The organism is Flavobacterium sp. AK-345 (assembly GCF_058310175.1).
Genome location: NZ_JBZEER010000003.1, coordinates 472,905 through 494,904 on the forward strand (window position 1 = coordinate 472,905; position 22,000 = coordinate 494,904).

A 22,000-nucleotide genomic window follows, 5' to 3' on the forward strand; every position below is an offset into this window, starting at 1 on the left:
TGGAATTTGGAACTTTAAATATTGGAATTTCTTAATGCGTATGTTTAGGATTAAAACCGTCTTCGCTTAATTCGGTGTGCTCATAATCTGCAACCATTTCAGCTTCGTAATCTACTTTTTCTCCTTTGCTAACTCTGGCAATGATTTTCTCCATGATGTTATAAATAACCGGAACTACAATCAAGGTTAGGAATAAAGAAGAAATTAATCCTCCGATAATTACCCAAGCCAATCCGTTTTTCCACTCAGCTCCTGCTCCAGATGCCAATGCAATTGGGAACATACCAAATACCATCGCAATTGTTGTCATCAAGATCGGACGCAAACGAGCGTGATTCGCCTGAATTAATGCCGTTCTGATTGATTCACCTGCAGCTCTTCTTTGGTTGGTATAATCGACAAGCATGATCGCGTTCTTACACACCAGTCCAATCAACATGATGATACCCAAAATCGTAAAGATATTTAATGAGTTATTAGTCAAAGCCAATGCCAGCATCGCACCAATAAACGAAAGCGGAATTGCAAACAATACTACAAACGGGTGAGCAAAACTGTCATACAAACTCACCATTACAAGGTAAACCAAGATAATAGCCGCCAATAAAGCGATTCCTAAAGTACCAAAACCTTCAGATTGGTTCTCCTGGTCACCACCCCAGATATAGTTTACACCTGTTGGTTTTTTAAGCTTATCTAATTTTGCCTGCCATTGCGTTACAATTGTTCCTGAAGGAACCCCAACGTTTTGTCCTTTTACTGTTACCGAAGCAGATTTGTCTCTACGCTCTAACTGGCTAGGTCCTGATCCTTCTGTAATATCAGCAAATTGAGATAACTTAATTTGTTGTCCTGCAGAATTGATGAAAATCAAATTACTAACGTCAGTAATACTTTTTCTGTCAAATGCATTATATCTAATGTTGATATCGTACTCATATTCTCCGGCTCTGTATTTACCGTCTGTATTTCCACTAAAAGCAGTTTGCATCGTTAAACCAACCGTTTGAAGTGTTAATCCTAAAGCTGCCATTTTATCACGATCAACTTTAACATTTACCTCTGGATTTCCGTCTTCAACAGTTAATTTAATCTCTGTTGTTCCAGGAATTGTACGTAATTCAGCTTCAGCTAATTTAGCAAATGCCATAGCGCTTTCTGTAGATGGACCTGTTACGATCAATCCTAAAGTAGCATCCTCAGCAGTTCCTAAGATACCTACAGGAACTGTTTTTACTTTTGCTCCTACTAATACTTTTTCAAGCTTACGTTTGATTTTTGCTGCGTAAACGTTGGCATCATCAGTACGATCTTTTTGCTCGATCATTTTTACGTCAATCTCTGCTTTGTAAGCCGTAGCCTGAGATGCACCAAAACCTTCACTGGTTTGTCCTACAGTTGTAATCTGACTATGAACATATTCCTGAGATTTCAAATAAGCTTCTGCTTTTTGCGTCATGAAGTTGGTTTGTTCTAATGAAGCATCTTTCGGCATTTCAATTTGAACTAAAAACTCCCCACTATCAGAAGATGCAAAGAATTCTCCTCCAATGAAACCTCCACCCATTAATCCAATTGTTGATCCGAAGAACAATACAAGAACAACTAAAATGGTTTTAACATAATGATCTAAACACCAAGTCAATAAATCAGAAACCCAGTTTGTAAAACGAGTTAAATAACTTTCGAAACCAAGAATAATTCTTCCAAATAAATTCTTTCCTTCAATATGCTCTAATTTACCATAACGAGATGATAACCAAGGGATAATTGTAAATGAAGCTAAAAGTGACAGTAAAGTTGAAATAATTACGGTAACACAAAATTGTGTAATAATATTAGATACTAAACCAGAACTCATTGCGATTGGCAAGAATACCACGACAATTACTAATGTAATCGAAGTTACAGTTCCACCAATTTCTGCAGTTCCGTCGTAAGATGCACGAATTCTGCCTTTACCCATTTCCATATGTCGATAAATATTCTCGAGGACCACAATCGCGTCATCGACCAGAATACCTACAACAAGAGATAATCCTAATAAACTCATTAAGTTTAATGTATATCCCATTAAATAAATACCAATAAAAGTAGCGATCAACGATGCCGGAATCGAAACCATTACGATCAATGAGTTTCTAATACTGTGCAAAAAGAACAACATTACAAAAGCTACCAGAACTACTGCAATTAATAAATCGTGAACTACAGAATCTGCAGCTTCAAGAGTAAAAATTGTACTATCTTTTGCTACTTCTAATTTTAATTGATTTGCTTTATAATCATTTTCAAGAATAGCAATTGTTTTTAATAATTGCTCACTTACTGCTACTGCATTTGCATCAGATTGTTTTACGATTTGCAAAACAATAGCACTTTTTTGATCTACACGTGATATTTTTTCTGCTACTTTTTGAGTATCCTGAACATCGGCAATATCACCTAAACGAACCTGAATTCCGTTTTGAGAAGAAACTACCAGGTTTCTTAACTCCTGAACGCTTTTATATTTACCCGCTAAACGAATTAATATTTTTTGATTACGTGTTTGGATATTTCCTGTTGGGAAATCTAAATTCGACGTCAAAATGTTTTGCTGTACCTGTGGAACAGATAATCCGTAACCCTGCATTTTAACAGCATCAAGATTTACTTGAATTTCACGCTCAGAACCACCAATAATATTTACCTGGGCAACACCTTGTACACGAGATAAAATAGGAGCAATTTTTTTGTCAATTAAGTCATAAAATTCAGCTTCGTCCATTTTCCCATTAGCACCAAGTGTCATAATTGGTAAATCACTCAGCGAGAATTTCGTCAGCGAAGGTGTTTCTGCATCATCCGGTAAATCACTAATAATGGCATTGATTTTACGCTGTGCATCATTCAAAGAAAAATCGACCTTTGCATTTGATGTTAATGTAATCGATACAATAGATAAACTTTCGTATGACTTTGAGTCGATTTTTTTGACATTCTCTAAGGATGCAATCGCATCTTCAATTTTCTTGGTTACTGTGTTTTCTACCTCACTTGGAGAAGCTCCCGGATAAATTGTAGAAATTGTAATAACGTTTTGTTCAAATTTCGGGATCAGCTCATAACCTAATTGGCTGTAACTGAACAATCCACCAAGTGTTAGAATTGTAAACAATACAATTACCAACGACGGACGTTTTATGGATATTTCGGCTAATTTCATATTTTTTGCTTTAGGCTGTAGGCTGTAGGCAATAAGCTTAATGCTTATGGCCTATAGCTTATCGCTTTAAATTATTTAATAATTTCTACTGTATTACCGTCTTGTAAGTTAATTTGACCTGTAGTAATTACAGTTTCTCCGTCAGATAATCCATTGATAACTTCTACTTTATCACCTAAAATTCTTCCCGCAGTTACTTTTCTTAATTTTGCAATACCATTTTCAACTACAAAAATCTCGTTGCTGCTCACACTTCCTACAAATGCATTTCTAGGTACAACCATCAAGTTTTGTTTTTGTTGGTTTGATGCAAAAATTGCAGTTCCGTACATACCTGCTTTCAGGTCGTTGTTTGAGTTGTTTGTAATTTCAATTTCAACAGGAAAATTCAAAGACTCATCTGCTTTTGAAGCTATAAAAGTAATTTTTCCGGAAAAAGTTTTATCAGGATAAACACTTGCAGTTACTTTAATTTGGTTTCCTAATTTTAAACTGGCAACCTGATTTTCGTTTACTGTAACAACTAGTTTTAATTTAGAAACATTTACGATATCAAATAAAGCTGTTGCTGGCGTTGCTGCTAAAATAGATCCCGGCTCAATATATTTTTTATTGATAAATCCGCTTATTGGCGCTTTTACTTTTGTGTCTCCAACATTAATGTTTGCTTGTGTTAAGCTAGACTGTGCATTTGTTAAAGCTAACTTAGCCTGATCTAATTGTTGTTTTGTAACACCACCTGTTTTAAAAGCATTTTCATATCTTTCATAATCAGATTTTGCATTTTGGTAAACTGCCTGCGCTTGTTGTGCACTAACATTAATTACATCACCTCTAACTGTCAATAAAGTTTGACCTACTCTTACATAATCACCTTCTTTAGCTAAAACGCTGATTACTTTTCCAGATTTTTCAGCAGAGAAAGTTAATTCCTGAATTGGTTGAAAATTTCCATTTGCAACGAAATCCAAAGAAACTTCTTCTGTTTTTACAGGAGAAACTTTAACCGAAACTGCAGCATTTTTTTCTGCTACGATATCTGTTTTTGCTTTGTTCTCCTTCTTATTATTATTTAAGACATATCCAATCACACCCAGTGCTGCGATTATGATTACGATTGTTATAATAGTTTTCTTCATTGTAATTAGTTATTTAATAAGAGTTTTTAGTTCGCCTTTTGATTTGATTAGTGCTATTTCGGCAATTTTATAATTTAAAACTGCTCTGGTATAATTATTTTGAGCTTCAAGTGATGCATTTTCAGCATCTAATAAATCTGTTAAAGATGCCAGTCCCTGAAGATAATTGTTTTTTGTATTGCTTAGAATCTCTGATGCCAATTGCATATTTTCTTTTTGATTCTGAATAGTCACAATGTTATTCTCGATGTCAGCCATTGCATTTCTATAGTCTAAATCAAGAGAAAGTTTTGTGTCTTTAATATCTTCTTGTAAAGATCTGATTTCTACATCGGCTTGTCTTACTTTAGCACGAGTTCCGAAACCTGTAAAAATTGGCACATGTAAGTTTAATCCAATTGCTGAGTAATCAGACCAGTAAACTCCGTCTTTTGGTTTTGCAAACCAAGGCATTTCAGGCCCCTGACCAATGTAATTGTAACCAGCCGTTAATGAAAGCGTAGGGTAATATCCAGCTTCAACAGCTTTTTTATTATACACTAAAAGCTCTTCTTGTTTTTTCAAAAGCAGATATTCTGTTCTGTTTTCAACTGTTGGCTGTTCTGTTAATGCTGCAGGAACCACTTCAAATTCTTCTTTTGGCATGTCAATTTGAGTTTCAATAGGCATTCCCATATAAAACTTTAAAGCATTTTCCTGTAAAGTAATTTGATTTTTAATTTGCTGACGTTCTGTATCTATATTTGACATTTTCACAACGATACGGTCTAAGTCAATTTTTTTAGCTAAACCATTATCAAACTGTCCTTTTACGATATCACGAACTTTTGTTGTGTTTACGTAATTACTGTCTAAAAGAATCAATCTTTCTTTTTGTACATAAACAGAATAATAGTTATTTGCAACCCTTTCAATAACCTGCTCTTCTGTTAACTGATTGTTGATTTGATAAAACTCACGTGTTGATTTCGCTGCTCTTAATCCTGTAAAAACAGATTGATCAAAGATTGTCTGAGTTAAAGAAAGTCCTGCTGTCGACGTCCATTTTTGACCAAATGCAGCCTGAATTGTAGTTCCCGGCGCACCAAATCCTGCTCCGTCAATAACTGTTGTCTGAATTACGGGATTGTAAGTTAAATTTCCGTTTGCAGAAATTTGAGGCAATGCTCGTGAACGTACTTCCTGAATTTGATACTCACTGTTTTCAACCTGTAGTTTAGCCTTTTTAGCATCCGCTTTGTTTTGAAGCGCATACGTAAGAGCATCTCTTAAGGTTAATGTTTGGACTTGTGCGTTGGCAGCCAAGCCAATTGTACACAAAAATATAAGAATTATTCGTTTCATAGATTGATGATTAAGTAATAATTTTTTTAAGTTGTTTTTCTAATTCTAGTATTCCATCTGGTGTTGCCATTGCTCTGGTGTGATATTCCAAAGCTTCTAATTCTATTTCCTGAGCCTCTCTTTCAGAAATTGTATTTTCGTTAATGTGAAAAATTAAAGTGTAATAAAATTTCACATACACATCAATATTTATATCCGGGCGATAAAGTTTCTCGCTAATTCCTTTTTTAATATTTTCTCTAAAATACTGCGTACACTGCTCTATTTCGTGAGACAATACATTTTGATATATTTCGGGATAATGTTTTTTTAACTGATAAATCGGTGAAGTATCCATATTATTTTTAAACATGTCTCTGAACATTTCTCTGATCTCAAAATTTTCCATAATTGCATTGTAGTTTTTAGCCACAATAGAATCAATTATTTCGTGTACTTGTCTGTGAACCATCGAAGTACTTTCTTCAATTAAAACCTCTTTGTTACAAAAATATTTGTAAATCGTTTTTTTTGAAATACACATTTCACCTGCAATATCATCCATCGTAACACTTTTAAAGCCTAGCTTTAAAAATAAATCGCTTGCTTTTGCTATGATTTTTTCTTTCATCTTAATTTTCAAATTGCCTTACAAATATAATTCGGAAACTTTTTTAAAAAAAATAGTTTCCAATATTTTGTAATAATTTTACATTAACTTATTCATCAAATAAGAATTATATACTAAATTCCAGATTAGCGATCAGCTTAATATCTTTTCCAAGTGCTAAACCGCCATTATGATTGTATGAATTATAATCCAAACCAAAATCCTGACGTTTAATATCGCCTTTAATTTCAAAAGCAACTTTTCTCTCTCCGTTATAAGAATTGATTCCAATAAATTCTGCATCAAGTTCTACAACTTTGGTTACGTCTTTTATAGTTAAATCACCTTTAAAGAAATTGATATTATTATTTACTTTTTGAAATGAAGTCGATTTAAAACTAATAATTGGATGTTCGTTTACATTAAACAAATCATTCAGTTGCAAGTGAGTATCAATTTGCTGAAAACTATCTGCCTTGTTATTTATATCTAACGAAAATTCAACCGAAGCATCTTCAATTTCATTGTCTTCAATATTTACATAACCATCAAATTTATTTTCAGTTCCTCCTAAATAAGCAAGTATAGAATGTCTCATTTTAATTAAAACATCTGATTGGCTAGAATTTATGGTCCATGTTGTTTTCATAATTATCTGATTTAATGAGTTTATAATTTACTCAAACTCGCCATGGAAACTTTTCAAGTGTTATAAGTTTCCATTTTGAAAGTGCAAATATAAACAGGAAACTTTAAACACCAAGAAAGTTTCCAAGTTTTTTCAAAAATATTTTTAACCCATTAAAAATGAACGGCTTTAGTACCCTTTTTTATGGAAACTAAATTCCTTTTAAATTTTTAAAATTATAATTCACATTTGAATCGTATCTTTGAGGCTCGTTAATCAGAATTTCATTTATGCACGATATTAGTCAGTACCAGGATTTTTTTATTACTTATTTAGAAAGTCAAAGCATTACCAGAGAACCCAAAAACCTTTACGAACCTATTGAATATATCTTAGGCCTTGGTGGAAAACGCATGCGCCCTGTACTAACCTTAATGGCTGCAGAAGTATTTGATACTGATTACAAAATCGCGCTTCCGGCAGCAATGGCCGTAGAAGTTTTTCATAATTTCTCGCTGGTTCACGATGATATTATGGATGATGCGCCTTTAAGAAGAGGTAAAGTAACCGTACACGAAAAATGGAATATCAATACCGGAATTCTTTCCGGAGATGCCATGCTTATTCTGGCGTATCAATATTTTGAACAATACGAACCAATAGTTTTTAGAGACTTGGCAAAATTATTTAGCAAAACAGCTCTTGAAGTTTGCGAAGGTCAGCAATGGGATGTTGATTTTGAAGAAAGAAACAACGTAACGATTCCTGAATATCTAAAAATGATCGAATATAAAACAGCGGTTTTAGTTGCCGCGGCCATGAAAATGGGTGCGATTGTAGCGAAAACTTCTGAAAAAGAAGCTGATTTAATTTATGATTTTGGACTCAATTTAGGTTTGGCTTTTCAATTACAAGATGACTATTTGGATGCTTTTGGAGATCCTAAAACTTTTGGAAAACAAGTTGGCGGCGATATTATTGTAAATAAAAAAACGTATTTATATCTCAAAGCTTTAGAATTTTCTTCTTCTGAAAAAGCTTCAGAATTACAAAAATTATTTAGTTTACAACTCGAAGATAATGCAGAAAAAATAGCAACTGCAAAAGCCATTTTTAACGAATCCGGAGCATCAAAAGCTACGCAGGAAGCAATTGAAATGTATACTTTTAAAGCTTTTGAGACTTTAGAAAAAATGGAAATCAACGCTGAAAAGAAAGGTATTCTTAGAAGTTTTGGTGAGAATTTAATGGGAAGAAAAGTTTAAAATTTTATGCCACAGATTAAAAGATTAATCAGTAAAAATCTTTTAATCTGTGGCTATTTTTTGCGCATAGTAAACCCGACAGGTTTTGAAAACCTGTCGGGTTTGTCATTTTAGAAAACTATAGAAAAAGGCTTCGACTTCGCTCAGCCTGACATAACGAGTGTCATCCTGAGCGAAGTCGAAGACTAGTTTATCCAAAAAGTTCATCGGGATCAACTAAATCCGATAATTTTTGTTTTAGATCCTCTTTTAGAATTGTCAATCCGTATTGATACGAAGCGTTCATCCAGCCAAAACCTTCTTCGGTGATGTAATTAAACTCCGTTCCTACGTTTCCGTATTCTGCGAAAATTTTGTGTGAACTTATCGATAAATCAAACTTTTCAGGAATCGTTCCGTTGTAATCAACGGCGTTTCTGGTAATCAGCCAAAGCCATCTATAGACCATTTCCTGTGCTTCTTCATTAAAATTATAATTCAGTAAACCTTCCCACAAAAGCATTTGATGCGGTGCCCAGCCAAACGGATAATCCCATTGTCGTATTGGCGAATTTTCGTCTACGGCAGCAATAGATTCTTTGGTACTTCCTGCAATTCCGCCTTTCATTTTAAATTTTGGAAGCGTCTTTTTTACCAAAATATCGGCTTGCTCCGGCGTACTTATTTTTGCCCAAAGCGGATAAAATGTTGGGGCCGCTTCAAAAACATGTTGTTTTTCGTTTACAAAATCGTAATCAAAATAGATTCCGTTTTCTTCATTCCAACACATTTTGTTGATTTTCTCTTTTCTCGAAGATGCCTTCGAAATCCAATATTCACTCGAAAAAGATTTGTCTTCAAAATATTGAAATTCATTTTTAAAATATTTCTCAATCAAAAAAGCAATATCCGTTTCGTATTTATAAAGCAGACTATTAATCGCAACCGTATTTAAATTGGCACAAATTCCGACCAATCTGTTTGTGGTGTCGTGACCGCTTTCGCGCATACTTCGATCGTGAATAAAATATTTATCGAGTTCAGCATCAACAACTTCTCTTTCGAGATATTTCTTTTCGAATTCTCTCGTAGACAAACCATATTTTGGCGCATATTGCTCCAGAATATCATCAAAATGTCCTTCTTCAACCTCAAACGGAAGCCCAATTCCTTCTGCTTTATAACGATTTAATCCATTTGCCGTAAGTCGTTTTCCTTCTTCCATCCAAACGGTTTTGTATTCTTTTATAGCGGTTTTTAAATGCCTTTCAATCCAAAAAATATCAGGATTTGACTTTTCTAAAACATCCATTATTAAAGATGTATAAAGCGGCGGCTGCGTTCGGGTTAAATAATAACTTCGGTTGGCATTCAGTATTTTTCCGTAATGATCAATTTGATATTTAAAGTTCTCGGCAATGCCCAAAGCAAGATCGATTTTATCATCAATCAAAAGTCCTTTGGCAATAAAATAACTGTCCCAACCGTACATTTCATTAAATCTTCCACCGGGAACAACGAAAGGAACGCCTGAGATTTCATTGTTTTTTATTTGAAGTGCCAATGCCAAAATTCCCGGTTTTTTGTTCAGCGATAAAACATATTCCGGTGAAATATTTTTAGGCATTTGAACTACCTTCAATTTCGGAGTTGTAGCTTCTAATTTTTTGAAATAATCAAAAACAATTTCATCGCCAAACGGCACATACAAATACGCGATTTCATTTTCGATTTTATCATCTTCCAAAATTTTCTTTACACCAATGGCATCAATGGTTCTGGTAAGACCTTTCCAGTATAAATCTTTTATTTTTCTTGAAATTCTTTTTACAGGATCTTCTGTAATTTCATTCAGATCTATTTCGGCGAATTCAACGTCTTCTTTTTTGGCTAAAGCCAATTCCTGTAATAAATTCGAAAGCTGATAGGTTCCTTCAATTAATGCTGAATTTCCGTTTTCATCGTTCAGCAAAAAACTTTTTGGACCGTGATCATCAATCGTTATTTTTTTATCGCCGTCAGTATCTTCCTGAACCAATAATTTTTCGATGGTTTGGGTTATATGTAATTTAAATTTCATCTTTTGCAGTTATTTTTTTAAGAATAAAAAAGGAAATCAGTAATAAGGTCATCGGAATTAAGGTAAAATAAAACGCTTTTTCTGGCCCTTCATTTTTAAACAGCCAGCCTGTTATTCTGGAACCTAACGTTCCGCCAAGAGCAGAAAAAATCACGATTAATCCTGTCATGGAACTTTGCAGATTTTTAGGCAGAGCACTCAAAACAATCGAATTCAACAGTGGATAAATAGGTGCAATAAATAATCCTATTAAAGGAAAAGCAAAGCCAATTAATGGAATATCTGAAAGTGTATTGATGTTTTTTACTTCTAATCCAACGGTTTTTGGAAGTACAAAAATCACCAACAACATCGCTGAAATAATGCAAAAACTTAAAACCCAAATCCAGTTTACTTTTTTGGTTACAATGCCGGCAATCAGTCTCCCAATAGCCAATGAAATAGCCAAAATACTCGCCATCATAATGCTGATATTCTCCGGTAAATGAAGCACTTTTGTATTGAATGTTGGTAACCACGAAAGAATTCCCTGCTCAATCATGACAAACAAAAACACGCTGATTACAAAAATAACGGTCAGCAATTTTGCCATTAATTTAAACATTTGCAAAAAATCATCTTTGATATTTACTCCTGCTGAAACTTCAGCTTCTTCAAATTTTACAAAGAATAAAAACAAGAACGAAAGCAATGATAATCCTGCCAAAAACCAATACACATTCAACCACGAATTTGGATCTTTTTCATTATTAAAAGCAGGAAATAAAAAATATGCTAAAGCAATTCCCACCATAAAAAAACCTTCAATACTGCTCATTAATGCATTGTGTTCTTTTTTGGTTTCGGTCACGGTTCCTATCAACGAATAAACAGAAACTTTGATCAAAGCAAAGGAAACTCCAACGGTTGCAAAAAGGATTTTAGCATTGTCAAACGAGTTACCAAAATACATAGAAATACAAGCCAAAGTCACCAAAGCCAAACCTGTAAGCATCGCTTTTCTATAGCCTATTCTTGGTAAAAAAGAGGCTATAAAAAACGAAACTATGGCAATGGGCATGTCTTTAAAAGCTTCCAAAATACTCGCCTGAACTTCATCGACTCCATAATTTCTTTGCGATTTTAAAATCACAATTCCTACGCTGTTTAATAAAATAGCAAAGACAAAATAATTAAGGTAAAGCGAGATTTTAATTCCTATGTTTTTCATTTGTTTTTATTTGCTTTGCTTTGTGGTTACGGTGCGGAGACGCACTGCTGTGCGCCTCTACTTTACCGTATGTATATTTTTTACGTTGAATTAAAAATTAATCGCAACCGAAAATCTAAAAGCGCGTCCTAAAATTGGTCTTGCCATAAATACATCGCTTGCTGCAGATGTTGTTTGTCTTGGATCTCCTTCGGTTAAACCAATTTCGTTAAATAAATTGGAAGCATCAATTGCAAAACGAAGATTGTTATACGTATAATTTAAACCTGCTCCAACTTCTTTATAAGCTGGTAAAACTTGTCTGTTATCCTGATTCGTGAATTTTTTATCATAATAAGAAAACTGAACATAAGCGGTGAAATCTTTTGTGATATCTACTTCCGGTCTTAAATTGCAGAAAAATTTAGGGATTCTTCTTGCTGTATTTCCATTAAAATCAAAAGTCGAACCGTCTGCATTTGTTCCGGTGAAATTATCATATTCCGGTTTTTGAACGGTGAATGTAAAGTTCAGTTTTACGAATTCATATCTGGCGTTGGTTTCAACTTCAAGACCAATATTGTTTACGTCGGCAAATTTATTTTCTGAAGATCCGTCAGATAAAATATCTGTGAAAGCCACATTTTTTAAATTCATATGAAACAAATTCGCATTTACAGAGAAGAAAGAACCTGAATATTTATAACCCAATTCGAATTGATTTACTTCTGTATTTTCCAGTTTGCTTAAATCGGCTGCATTGTCATAAAATGATTCTTCAATTGGCGATCTAAAACCATGGCTGTAGCGAACATACGAAGCCATATTATCATTGAATTTGTAGTTTCCTGCTGCGGTGTAAGACCATTCGCTTACGTCATATCTCCAATAAGTATACGGATTTCCTTTTACCGTTGTCACCGCGTCATCAGCCGTATTGTTGTCTAAAATTCCTAAATCTTCAGCAAAAAATCTGGCGTTGTCTCTGTATCCTGAATATTTGTCTTTGTTGTATCTTAAACCTGCGTTGAAGGTCAAATTATCCGTTGCTTTAATCTCAGCGTCGGCATAAATATCATTCAAAAGTCCTTTGGTTTGCGCATCTCTTTCTAACCATGTAATTCTTTCTACACCATTAAAAGTATGTTCAACTCCGGTTGTATTATCAGTCACATTCAATAATCTTGGATTGTCTGAAACACTTACTAAATACGAATTCCAGTTCCAGTATTGATTTGATTTCCAGTTCGAATAATAGTAACCGGCTGTTAATTGCACCGGATCTAAATCAAATGTAAAAGAGAAATTATTCGCAAAGTTGTTCATCTTTTTCTCAATGTGCCAAAGATCTGCTCTCATAATCAAAGCATTTGGATCTAGAGCCGCGCCATTATCTACATAAGAATAAGCAAGATTTCCGGCAGTTGTATTTTGAATATCTGTTGCATAAGCATCTTGTGTCCAAGGTCCGCCATTTGGAAAAATAGCGTTGTAATTCAAGTCAATCGAAGTTTGTTTGAAAGCGTTTTTAAATGTTACTTTCTCAGAGATTTTCTTTTTAAACTCCGCTCCAATCGAGTTGATTACCGGATGAGAACCATCTTCTAAATCGGCACTAAAAGTACCGCCTCCATATTGCGGTACATTTAAATGGCTGAAATTTACTGAAGTCAACGTTCCGTAATTTGGATTAAATCCGTCGATTCCTTCAATTTTTCCGTTATTACTTTTTAGCGGAATTGGCAAATAGAACGTATTTCTATCGTTAAGATGTTTGAAGTTTATTCTTAAATAATCGCTATCGTCAAATTTATAAGTAATGTTTCCTTTTATTTGTCCGCCTTTATTGGCTGTAAAACCGGTGTTTCTTACACCATCATCGGCTCTGTAAAATCCTCCAACATTAAAAAATAATTTATCCTGAATTAAAGCGCCCGATAAATTAAGATCTGTTCTGAACATTCCGTAATCTGAAGTTGTGAATTTGGCTCTTCCCATAAATTCATTCTGACCTGTTTTCGAAATAAAATTGATAATTCCACCCGGAGCATTGTTGGCAAAAATTGATGCAGAACCTCCACGAACGGCTTCCATTTTGCTTATTGTTTCGTCTAATCTGTAAAAAGTATCTGCGTTGGCAAATTGTAGTGCGCCATCTTCAAAAACCGGCAAACCATCTTCCTGAATTTGTACATATTCATACGCTCCGGCAGAAGGAATCCCTCTTGCAAAAAGGTTATTTCCTATTTCTCCTCCAGATGCTTCAACCACAAATCCTGGAATAGTTTGAAGCAATGCTGCCGTGCTTGACGGCGCTCTGTCTTCGATTGCTTTTGCGCCCATTGTAGTAATGGCAACGCTCGATTCTAGTTTCGATCTTGGAGTTGACGATCCTGTAACCACAACTTCCTTAAGGTTTTGCGATTCACCTTCCAACAATAAATTTACTTGTAAAGACTCGCCTTCTTTTACTGTAATTTCTTTTGTATAGGTTTTGTAACCCACATTTGAGGCTTCTACAGAGTAATTTCCTGCGATAACATCAGAGAAAATATAAGCACCGTTTTCATCTGTAACTGTATTTTTTCCGGTGTCTTTTAAAGATACGTTTGCACCGGAAACTGTTTGTCCGGTTTCGTCTAAAACTTTTCCGGAAACTGTGTTTTTTGCCTGAGCAAATACATTATTTGGAGCAAAAATCAAGCACAATAATAAAAATAGTATGCTTAAATACGAATGTTGCTGTTTCATGATTTTTTGGTTTGGTTAGTAAAGTTTTTATTTATTGAATGTAAACTTAATTACTATTTAACTTCAATTTCAGAATTCGGAATCGAAAACGTTTTCGAAATCACCTAAAACGTTTTCGGAAGTTAATATTTTACCAATACATTTTATTTTTAGTACATTTATTTCATGAATGACACAAAACTAATTGATATTGCTTCGGCATTAGGAATTTCAGTCACAACGGTTTCAAAAGCACTAAAAGGATATACGGATATCAGTAAATCGACACGTGCAAAAGTGATCGAAATGGCCGAAACGATGAATTATATTCCTAATTCTGTCGCGGTAAATCTCCGAACCAATGAAACCAAAACTATTGGTGTGATCATTCCTGCAACGGTTCATCACTTTTTTTCCAGCGTTTTGAATGGTATTTTGGAAGAAGCCGAAAAAAGAGGTTATCTGGTTATTATTTTACAATCAAACGAAAAGTATGAACTGGAGAAAAAACAGCTTGCCTTATTGATTCAGAAACGTGTTGATGGTGTTTTAATGTCACTTTCGAATGAAACAGACGATTTCTCTCATATTAATGAAGCGATCCGAAAAAATACTCCGGTTGTTTTATTTGATAAAATTGCCAAAAGAGTGGATTGTTCCAAAGTGGTTATCAACGATGCAAAAGCGGCTTTTGATGCCGTTTCGTACCTTATTAATAAAGGATTTAAAAAAATTGCACATTTTAGAGGTTCGTATGTTCCGCAAAATTCTATTGATCGTTTTTTAGGTTATAAACGAGCGCTTGAAGCACACGGAATTGAGTATGATTCTAAGCTGGTTTATGTTTGCGACAATAATACCGATTTTGAAGACGGTTACGAAAATGCCCAGAAAATCATGAACGAGCATCCCGATATCGACGCTATTTTTGCGATTACGGATTTGGTCGCAATCGGAATTATTAAATATTTTAATGAAGCCGGAATAAAAACACCGGATCAGGTGGCTGTTTTTGGGTTTAGTAATTGGTTTATGAGTACGGTTATTTCACCTAAATTAACGACAATTGATCAGCCTGGATTTGAAATGGGACACACCGCGGTTTCTATTTTAATTGATGAAATTGCCGACATTAAGGAACATCGACCAGTTACGCATCAAATTATAGAACTTCCAACAAGAATCATAGAACGAGAATCGACCGTTAAATGATTTTTTAGTTTTAACTTTGCTTCAACTTTAAAACGCATCAATGTTTCCGATTCCTGAAAATACCGATATTTTATTGGCTGATGCCGAAAATGGAAATTTATATTTAAGTTTGATTGAACAAATCAATAAGGACTTTAATCTGGCGAATGAAGGAATCGATTTTCCGTTGAGTATTTCTCCTGATGAATTAAAAATTCAGCTTCACGAAAAAATCTACCGAATGATTCAGTACAAATTTGCTGAATATTTAAATCTCCTTTATATCATTGATGTTTCTGAAATCGAAATCAAAAAACTAGATGGGTCTGATTTAGTAATTCTTGCTGAACAAGTTGCTTTTTTAATTTTAAAAAGAGAATGGCAGAAGGTTTGGTTTAGGAATCATTACAAATAAAGGTGCTGAGGTGCTAAGGTTCTGAGATGCTAAGATTTTTTACTCAATATTATTTTGCAATTTCGACTTTTAAAATATTATGATTTGTTTTTTCAAAAGTTATTCTAACATTTAAACCATCTTTAAATACTCCATTATTGGTTTTGGTGAATCTATTAAAACGGCCAAGTAGTGCATCTTCATATTGAAATTCAATTGAATCAACTTTAAAACTTTCAACGGTTACATTTCCTCTTCGAGAAACTGGTTCAAAACTTTTAAAATCAGAAATTTTTCCCTCAACTTTTGAAACATATGACGAATGAAGAAGTTTTTGTATTCTCTCTTCTGAATAATCTATTGTCCAAAATTTTAAATAAAAAAACATAACAATTGAAAATGAAAAAACAATTCCTAATAACCATAGCAATATTGATTTTTCGTAATCCCCATTATTCTTTTTATATTTTTTGGTAATAATCCAGATTATTAAAGATATAATACTAATCCAAAGGAAAACTTCAAAAGATTTGATAGAATTTGTTGGCAAGTCCGAAATAGACCAATAAGTATGATAATTCATGTAATCTATTTTCCGTAATTTAAAAACCTTAGCAACTTAGTATCTCAGAACCTTAGTACCTAAAAATTAAAAATAAACTCTCACGAAAGGCATAAATCCTGATCCATAAAGACTTTTATCCGGATCATATAATACGTCGTATCGGGCGCCGATTGTGACATTTCCTGTTCTGTAACCTGCTCCAAGATATAAAGCGGTATTCCAATAACTATCAGAAAAAGCAGGTCTGTTGACATTGGCTTCATATCTTGTATCCACTCTTACTTGTTCTAATTCTGCAGACAATTGAACTTCGGGAATTGGGTTTACAAGCGTAATTAAACTTCCGCCATAAACATAAGATTCATAATAATTTTTTGAAGATAAATAGCCAAATTGCAAACCAACTCCAACGGCAACAATTTCGTTAACATTATAAATCGCACTTGGCATAACCGAAATATCAGTATATCCTGAACCAATTCCCAGACCAAGTCCGCCACCAAATTGAACTTTATCCCAAAAATTAGTAGTACTATCTACTGCTGAAATTTCCTGTGCCATTGAATAACTTGAAAACAAGACTGTCAAAATCACAAATAATGATTTGAAAACGTTTGAAATTTGATTTTTATTCATGGCTTAACACTTTTTTTAACAAATTTTTACGTAAAAGTAAGCAAAAAAAAAGATTTAAATAAATGCATTGTTGTACTTTTGCCATTCTATTTAACAAAAAGTATATTCACTAATATTATGGATAGGTTTTCATTTTTAAATGCAGCACATACAGAGTTTTTTGCACAATTATACGATCAATATTTAGTAAACCCAGACAGCGTTGAGCCAAGCTGGAGAAGTTTTTTTCAAGGTTTCGACTTTGGAATGACTACTTATAATGACGAAAATCCGGTGCAGCAAATCGTTGAGTACGTGACTAGCCCCAACACAGATTACAGTCAGGTTTCAGAAAAACTGCAAAAAGAATTCAACGTACTAAAATTAATCGATGGTTACCGTACACGTGGTCATTTGTTTACCAAAACAAATCCGGTTCGTGATCGTAGAACGTCGTCTCCAACTTTAGATATCGAAAATTTCGGCTTAACATCTGCCGATCTGTCAACGGTTTTTGATGCAGCTCAGACTATCGGAATCCCGCCTTCTTCACTAGAAGCTATCGTAAATCGTCTTAAAGCTATTTACTGCCAGCATATTGGTATTGAATATATGTACATCAGAAATCCTGGTGTTGTAAAATGGATTCAGGAAAAACTGGCTGTTAATGTTAACCAGCCTAATTTTTCTACAGAAGAAAAGAAAATAATCTTAAATAAATTAAACGAAGCCGTTTCTTTCGAAAACTTCCTTCATACTAAATATGTGGGTCAAAAACGTTTTTCATTAGAAGGTGGAGAATCTATCATTCCGGCTCTTGACGCTTTAATCGAGCAAGCTGCTGAAAAAGGTGTTGAACAATTCGTAATGGGAATGGCTCACCGTGGTCGTTTGAACGTTTTGGCAAACATCTTCGGAAAATCTACTCAGGATATTTTTGGTGAGTTTGACGGTAAAGATTACGATCAGGAATATTTTGATGGAGACGTAAAATACCACTTAGGTCTTACGGCTGACAAAAAAACAAGATCAGGAAAAAACATCAATATCAATTTAGCACCAAACCCTTCTCACCTTGAAACGGTTGGAGCTGTAATTGAAGGAATTACAAGAGCAAAACAAGATAAATATTATGCTGATGATTTTTCTAAAGTTTTACCTATCGCCGTCCACGGAGATGCTGCAATTGCAGGACAGGGTATCTTGTATGAAATCATTCAGATGGCACAACTTGACGGTTACAAAACCGGAGGAACAATTCATATCGTAATTAATAATCAGGTTGGTTTTACAACCAATTATTTAGACGCACGTTCTTCTACTTATTGTACAGATGTTGCCAAAGTAACACTTTCGCCAGTATTACACGTAAATGCTGATGATGCTGAAGCGGTTGTACACGCTATGTCTTTTGCATTAGACTACAGAATGCAATTTGGACGTGACGTATTTATCGATTTATTAGGATATAGAAAATACGGTCATAACGAAGGTGATGAACCTCGTTTTACGCAGCCGGTTTTATATAAAATCATCGCAAAACATAAAAATCCAAGAGATATTTATGCTGAAAAATTATTGTCTGACGGCGTAATCGATGCCTCTTATGTTAATGCTTTAGAAAAAGAATATAAATCTGATTTAGAGCAGAATTTAGAAGCTTCCCGTAAAAAAGATTTGACTATTATAACGCCATTCATGAAAAACGAATGGGATGGATTTGTTCAGGTAACTGATACTCAAATGCTTCAAAAAGTTGACACTACTTTTGATAAAAAAGGATTAGATTCTATCATCAATACAATTTCAACATTACCGGAAGACAAGAAGTTCATCAATAAAATAACAAAAATTGTTACGGACAGAAAAGCCGGATACGACAATAATACTATTGATTGGGGAACTGCAGAAGCACTTGCTTACGGTTCACTTTTAACAGAAGGATTTGATGTTCGTATTTCTGGTCAGGACGTTGAGCGTGGTACTTTCTCTCACCGTCATGCTGTTGTTAAAGTTGAAGATTCTGAAGAAGAAGTAATCTTATTAGATGCAATCGAAAACAAAAAAGGAAAATTCGGCGTATTCAATTCACTTTTATCTGAATACGGTGTTCTTGGTTTTGATTACGGATATGCATTAGCAAATCCAAACGCATTAACAATTTGGGAAGCGCAATTTGGAGATTTCTCTAACGGAGCTCAAATTATGATTGACCAATATATTTCATGTGGTGAAGATAAATGGAATAACCAAAATGGTATTGTTTTATTATTACCTCACGGATATGAAGGACAAGGTGCAGAACACTCTTCTGCAAGAATGGAGCGTTATTTACAACTTTGTGCAAGACAAAACATGTATGTTGCAGATTGTACAACTCCAGCCAACTTTTTCCACTTGTTGAGAAGACAAATGAAAACAAACTTCCGTAAACCTTTGGTAGTTTTCTCTCCAAAAAGTTTATTGCGTGATCCAAGATGTGTATCTACAGCTGAAGAATTAGCAACAGGAAGTTTCCAGGAAACAATTGATGATAATACAGTAGATAAAAAGAAAGTAAAAACATTAGTTTTCTGTACTGGTAAATTCTATTATGACATCGTTGCAGAAAGAGAAATCAACGGAAGAAAAGACGTTGCCGTTGTTCGTATCGAGCAATTATTCCCATTGCCTGTTGAGCAGTTAAAAGCAATTATTGCAAAATATCCAAATGCTGATGATTATGTTTGGGCTCAGGAAGAACCTAAAAACATGGGGGCTTACAGCTTTATGTTAATGAACTTTGATCTTGTAAAATGGAGATTGGCTTCATTAAAAGCTTATGCTGCTCCGGCTTCAGGAAGTTATACAAGAGCTAAACGTCGTCATGCAGATGCGATTAGAATGGTATTCGATAAAAATTTATTCAGATAAAAAATTAGTTTAACGTTTAAAGCTTAGAGTTAGACCAAACACTTTTACGCCTTAAACAATATAAACCTTAAACAAAAACAAAGATGATTTTAGAAATGAAAGTCCCATCACCAGGGGAGTCAATAAAAGAAGTTGAAATTGCAACTTGGTTAGTAAAAGACGGAGATTATGTAGAAAAAGATCAAGCTATTGCTGAAGTTGATTCAGATAAAGCTACTCTTGAATTGCCTGCTGAAATGAGCGGAATTATTACGTTAAAAGCTGAAGAAGGTGATACAGTTGCAGTAGGAGCTGTCGTTTGTTTAATTGATACAGATGCAGCAAAACCTGCAGGTGACACAGCAGCTCCGGCGGCTGAAGCACCAAAAGCTGAGGCTCCGAAAGCTGAAGCTCCAAAGGCAGAAGTAAAAGCTGAGGCACCAAAAGCGGCTCCGGCAGCAACAAGTTATGCAGCTGGAACTCCATCTCCTGCAGCAAGAAAAATATTAGACGAAAAAAACATAGCACCTGCAACAGTTTCAGGAACTGGTAAAGGTGGAAGAATCACTAAAGATGATGCTGTAAATGCAGTACCTTCTATGGGAACTCCAACTGGTGGAAGCCGTGGAAGTGAGCGTACAAAATTATCAATGTTACGTCGTAAAGTAGCGGAGAGATTAGTTTCGGCTAAAAATGAAACTGCTATGCTTACTACTTTCAACGAAGTAAACATGACGCCAATCAACCAAATTCGTAATGAATACAAAGATGCTTTCAAAGCAAAACATGGTGGTTTAGGTTTAGGTTTTATGTCATTCTTTACAAAAGCAGTTACAAGAGCTTTACAATTATATCCAGATGTTAACTCAATGATGGATGGTGATTACAAAATCGCTTACGATTTTGCTGACATCTCAATCGCAGTTTCGGGACCAAAAGGATTAATGGTTCCTGTTGTTCGTAATGCTGAATTATTAACTTTCCGCGGAATTGAAGCTGAAATTAAAAGATTAGCACTTAGAGCTCGTGACGGTCAAATTACTGTTGATGATATGACAGGTGGAACTTTCACGATTACAAACGGTGGTGTTTTCGGATCTATGTTATCTACACCAATCATCAACCCTCCTCAGTCAGGAATCTTAGGAATGCACAACATTATTGAGCGCCCAATTGCTGTAAACGGTAAAGTTGAAATTCACCCTATGATGTATGTGGCTCTTTCTTATGACCATAGAATTATTGACGGACGTGAGTCTGTTGGTTTCTTAGTGGCTGTAAAAGAAGCTTTAGAAAATCCATTAGAATTATTAATGAATGGCGATGCTAAACGTGCTTTAGAATTGTAATATTTAATAATTTTCAATTTATATCAAAAACCTGCTCTTTAATTTGAGCAGGTTTTTTTTATGTTTTAAATTATTTTAAGAATCTTACTTAGAATAAATAAAAATAATTTGCTTTGTTTGGATTCTTAACTTAGATTTGCGCTATTAAAATCTATTCTAAATAACCTCTGGTTTTTTAAATCATTAAGAATTATGATAACAATAGCAAGTCTTATCGTTTTTTTAGCTTTTTATACTTTGTACTACACCTCAAAAAGAGCGGCTTTATCGTATGATTTAGGTTTTGAAAAATGGATGAAGAACAATCCGAAGCAAACCAAAATCACAGGTTTGGGTTTACTTTTAATCGCTTATACGTTTTGGTTATTTACCCAATCTTTAGGCTGCGGAACTTTAATGTTCTTTATTCAGTTAATGACAATTGGAAGTTTGATAATCATTTTAACTCCATTGAAAAAAGTAAGTTCTAAAGCACTATTGGCATTATTTGTAATTGTTGCGTTATTAGAAATCTATTACAACTAAACATTCCTCATTTATATGCCTGCTAATCCTAAATATTTAACCCAATCTAAGTGGCAACGATTTGCCAAAATCACAGCTGCTATTTTAGGTGGTTATTTTGTTTCTGTTACTTTTCATCTGGCTTTGGCATCCTGGTTTAATCGCGCCAATGTTTTAATGACAATGGCTTTTAGCGGTTTCATACTTTGGGTAGCACTTATGGTAGTTGCCTTTTTAGCAAAAAGCGGATGGAAAATCTGGGGAATTTATATACTTCTTACCTTAGTTTTTTCTCTTTTTATTTATTTAGGCCAAACCTATAATCCAACCGCACAATAA

17 protein-coding genes are annotated in these 22,000 nt (G+C 34.3%); 7 read left to right on the forward strand and 10 right to left on the reverse strand.

Annotated elements, in window-relative coordinates; all coding sequences use genetic code 11:
- Positions 1–31: 31 nt before the first annotated feature.
- From AC4FQ3_RS08940 to AC4FQ3_RS08960, 5 genes are all read right to left on the reverse strand, one after another.
- Positions 32–3,208: an efflux RND transporter permease subunit gene (locus AC4FQ3_RS08940; protein WP_491181632.1), complete on the reverse strand. Its 3,177-nt coding sequence runs from the start codon at positions 3,206–3,208 to the stop codon at positions 32–34.
- Positions 3,209–3,279: 71 nt separating this feature from the next.
- Entirely contained in the window at positions 3,280–4,347 is a 1,068-nt protein-coding gene (locus AC4FQ3_RS08945; RefSeq protein WP_042563277.1) for an efflux RND transporter periplasmic adaptor subunit, read from the reverse strand.
- A gap of 9 nt (positions 4,348–4,356) precedes the next feature.
- On the reverse strand, positions 4,357–5,691 hold the full coding sequence (locus AC4FQ3_RS08950) for a TolC family protein (protein WP_042563276.1): 1,335 nt from the start codon (positions 5,689–5,691) through the stop codon (positions 4,357–4,359).
- Between the two features lie 10 nt (positions 5,692–5,701).
- Positions 5,702–6,301 carry a TetR/AcrR family transcriptional regulator gene (locus tag AC4FQ3_RS08955; RefSeq protein WP_042563275.1) on the reverse strand — a complete coding sequence of 200 codons (600 nt, stop codon included), beginning with the start codon at positions 6,299–6,301 and terminating at the stop codon, positions 5,702–5,704.
- Positions 6,302–6,407: 106 nt separating this feature from the next.
- A complete protein-coding gene (locus AC4FQ3_RS08960) occupies positions 6,408–6,929 on the reverse strand; it encodes a YceI family protein (RefSeq protein WP_042563274.1) in 522 nt (173 codons plus the stop codon).
- Positions 6,930–7,198: 269 nt separating this feature from the next.
- Between AC4FQ3_RS08960 and AC4FQ3_RS08965 the strand changes: the two genes are divergently transcribed.
- Entirely contained in the window at positions 7,199–8,173 is a 975-nt protein-coding gene (locus AC4FQ3_RS08965; RefSeq protein WP_491181633.1) for a polyprenyl synthetase family protein, read from the forward strand.
- Positions 8,174–8,363: 190 nt separating this feature from the next.
- Here AC4FQ3_RS08965 and AC4FQ3_RS08970 read toward each other — a convergent pair whose 3' ends face one another.
- The 3 genes from AC4FQ3_RS08970 to AC4FQ3_RS08980 form a co-directional block, all read right to left on the reverse strand.
- Positions 8,364–10,232 carry a trehalase family glycosidase gene (locus AC4FQ3_RS08970; protein WP_491181634.1) on the reverse strand — a complete coding sequence of 623 codons (1,869 nt, stop codon included), beginning with the start codon at positions 10,230–10,232 and terminating at the stop codon, positions 8,364–8,366.
- Complete coding sequence (locus AC4FQ3_RS08975) at positions 10,222–11,442, reverse strand: MFS transporter (protein ID WP_491181635.1); 1,221 nt, start codon at positions 11,440–11,442, stop codon at positions 10,222–10,224. The genes AC4FQ3_RS08970 and AC4FQ3_RS08975 overlap by 11 nt, the downstream gene beginning before the upstream one ends.
- 90 nt (positions 11,443–11,532) lie before the next feature.
- The gene (locus tag AC4FQ3_RS08980; protein WP_491181636.1) at positions 11,533–14,172 is read right to left on the reverse strand and encodes a TonB-dependent receptor; all 2,640 of its coding nucleotides are present in this window, start codon (positions 14,170–14,172) and stop codon (positions 11,533–11,535) included.
- 165 nt (positions 14,173–14,337) lie between these two features.
- Here AC4FQ3_RS08980 and AC4FQ3_RS08985 point away from each other — a divergent pair, with 165 nt between their 5' ends.
- On the forward strand, positions 14,338–15,363 hold the full coding sequence (locus AC4FQ3_RS08985; RefSeq protein ID WP_042563269.1) for a LacI family DNA-binding transcriptional regulator: 1,026 nt from the start codon (positions 14,338–14,340) through the stop codon (positions 15,361–15,363).
- Between the two features lie 40 nt (positions 15,364–15,403).
- Complete coding sequence (locus tag AC4FQ3_RS08990; RefSeq protein ID WP_491181637.1) at positions 15,404–15,757, forward strand: hypothetical protein; 354 nt, start codon at positions 15,404–15,406, stop codon at positions 15,755–15,757.
- Positions 15,758–15,806: 49 nt separating this feature from the next.
- On the opposite strand, the gene AC4FQ3_RS08995 is transcribed toward AC4FQ3_RS08990, so the two are convergent.
- Positions 15,807–16,319, reverse strand: coding sequence for a hypothetical protein (locus tag AC4FQ3_RS08995; protein ID WP_042563267.1), 513 nt, complete (start codon positions 16,317–16,319; stop codon positions 15,807–15,809).
- A gap of 66 nt (positions 16,320–16,385) precedes the next feature.
- Positions 16,386–16,937 carry a hypothetical protein gene (locus AC4FQ3_RS09000; protein WP_318801682.1) on the reverse strand — a complete coding sequence of 184 codons (552 nt, stop codon included), beginning with the start codon at positions 16,935–16,937 and terminating at the stop codon, positions 16,386–16,388.
- Positions 16,938–17,054: 117 nt separating this feature from the next.
- Between AC4FQ3_RS09000 and AC4FQ3_RS09005 the strand changes: the two genes are divergently transcribed.
- The 4 genes from AC4FQ3_RS09005 to AC4FQ3_RS09020 all read left to right on the forward strand — a co-directional run bounded on the left by AC4FQ3_RS09005 (position 17,055) and on the right by AC4FQ3_RS09020 (position 22,000).
- Positions 17,055–19,829, forward strand: coding sequence for a 2-oxoglutarate dehydrogenase E1 component (locus tag AC4FQ3_RS09005; protein ID WP_491181638.1), 2,775 nt, complete (start codon positions 17,055–17,057; stop codon positions 19,827–19,829).
- 83 nt (positions 19,830–19,912) lie between these two features.
- Complete coding sequence (gene odhB / locus AC4FQ3_RS09010) at positions 19,913–21,157, forward strand: 2-oxoglutarate dehydrogenase complex dihydrolipoyllysine-residue succinyltransferase (RefSeq protein WP_491181639.1); 1,245 nt, start codon at positions 19,913–19,915, stop codon at positions 21,155–21,157.
- Between the two features lie 192 nt (positions 21,158–21,349).
- A complete protein-coding gene (locus AC4FQ3_RS09015; RefSeq protein WP_115844247.1) occupies positions 21,350–21,682 on the forward strand; it encodes a hypothetical protein in 333 nt (110 codons plus the stop codon).
- Between the two features lie 15 nt (positions 21,683–21,697).
- Positions 21,698–22,000, forward strand: a complete 303-nt coding sequence (locus AC4FQ3_RS09020) for a hypothetical protein (protein WP_042563263.1) — start codon at positions 21,698–21,700, stop codon at positions 21,998–22,000.

Coding starts and splice junctions, on each gene's coding strand:
- AC4FQ3_RS08940 (WP_491181632.1), bottom strand. CDS start 3,208: ATGAAATTAGCCGAAATATCCATAAAACGTCCGTCGTTGGTAATTGTA.
- AC4FQ3_RS08945 (WP_042563277.1), bottom strand. CDS start 4,347: ATGAAGAAAACTATTATAACAATCGTAATCATAATCGCAGCACTGGGT.
- AC4FQ3_RS08950 (WP_042563276.1), bottom strand. CDS start 5,691: ATGAAACGAATAATTCTTATATTTTTGTGTACAATTGGCTTGGCTGCC.
- AC4FQ3_RS08955 (WP_042563275.1), bottom strand. CDS start 6,301: ATGAAAGAAAAAATCATAGCAAAAGCAAGCGATTTATTTTTAAAGCTA.
- AC4FQ3_RS08960 (WP_042563274.1), bottom strand. CDS start 6,929: ATGAAAACAACATGGACCATAAATTCTAGCCAATCAGATGTTTTAATT.
- AC4FQ3_RS08965 (WP_491181633.1), top strand. CDS start 7,199: ATGCACGATATTAGTCAGTACCAGGATTTTTTTATTACTTATTTAGAA.
- AC4FQ3_RS08970 (WP_491181634.1), bottom strand. CDS start 10,232: ATGAAATTTAAATTACATATAACCCAAACCATCGAAAAATTATTGGTT.
- AC4FQ3_RS08975 (WP_491181635.1), bottom strand. CDS start 11,442: ATGAAAAACATAGGAATTAAAATCTCGCTTTACCTTAATTATTTTGTC.
- AC4FQ3_RS08980 (WP_491181636.1), bottom strand. CDS start 14,172: ATGAAACAGCAACATTCGTATTTAAGCATACTATTTTTATTATTGTGC.
- AC4FQ3_RS08985 (WP_042563269.1), top strand. CDS start 14,338: ATGAATGACACAAAACTAATTGATATTGCTTCGGCATTAGGAATTTCA.
- AC4FQ3_RS08990 (WP_491181637.1), top strand. CDS start 15,404: ATGTTTCCGATTCCTGAAAATACCGATATTTTATTGGCTGATGCCGAA.
- AC4FQ3_RS08995 (WP_042563267.1), bottom strand. CDS start 16,319: ATGAATTATCATACTTATTGGTCTATTTCGGACTTGCCAACAAATTCT.
- AC4FQ3_RS09000 (WP_318801682.1), bottom strand. CDS start 16,937: ATGAATAAAAATCAAATTTCAAACGTTTTCAAATCATTATTTGTGATT.
- AC4FQ3_RS09005 (WP_491181638.1), top strand. CDS start 17,055: ATGGATAGGTTTTCATTTTTAAATGCAGCACATACAGAGTTTTTTGCA.
- odhB (WP_491181639.1), top strand. CDS start 19,913: ATGATTTTAGAAATGAAAGTCCCATCACCAGGGGAGTCAATAAAAGAA.
- AC4FQ3_RS09015 (WP_115844247.1), top strand. CDS start 21,350: ATGATAACAATAGCAAGTCTTATCGTTTTTTTAGCTTTTTATACTTTG.
- AC4FQ3_RS09020 (WP_042563263.1), top strand. CDS start 21,698: ATGCCTGCTAATCCTAAATATTTAACCCAATCTAAGTGGCAACGATTT.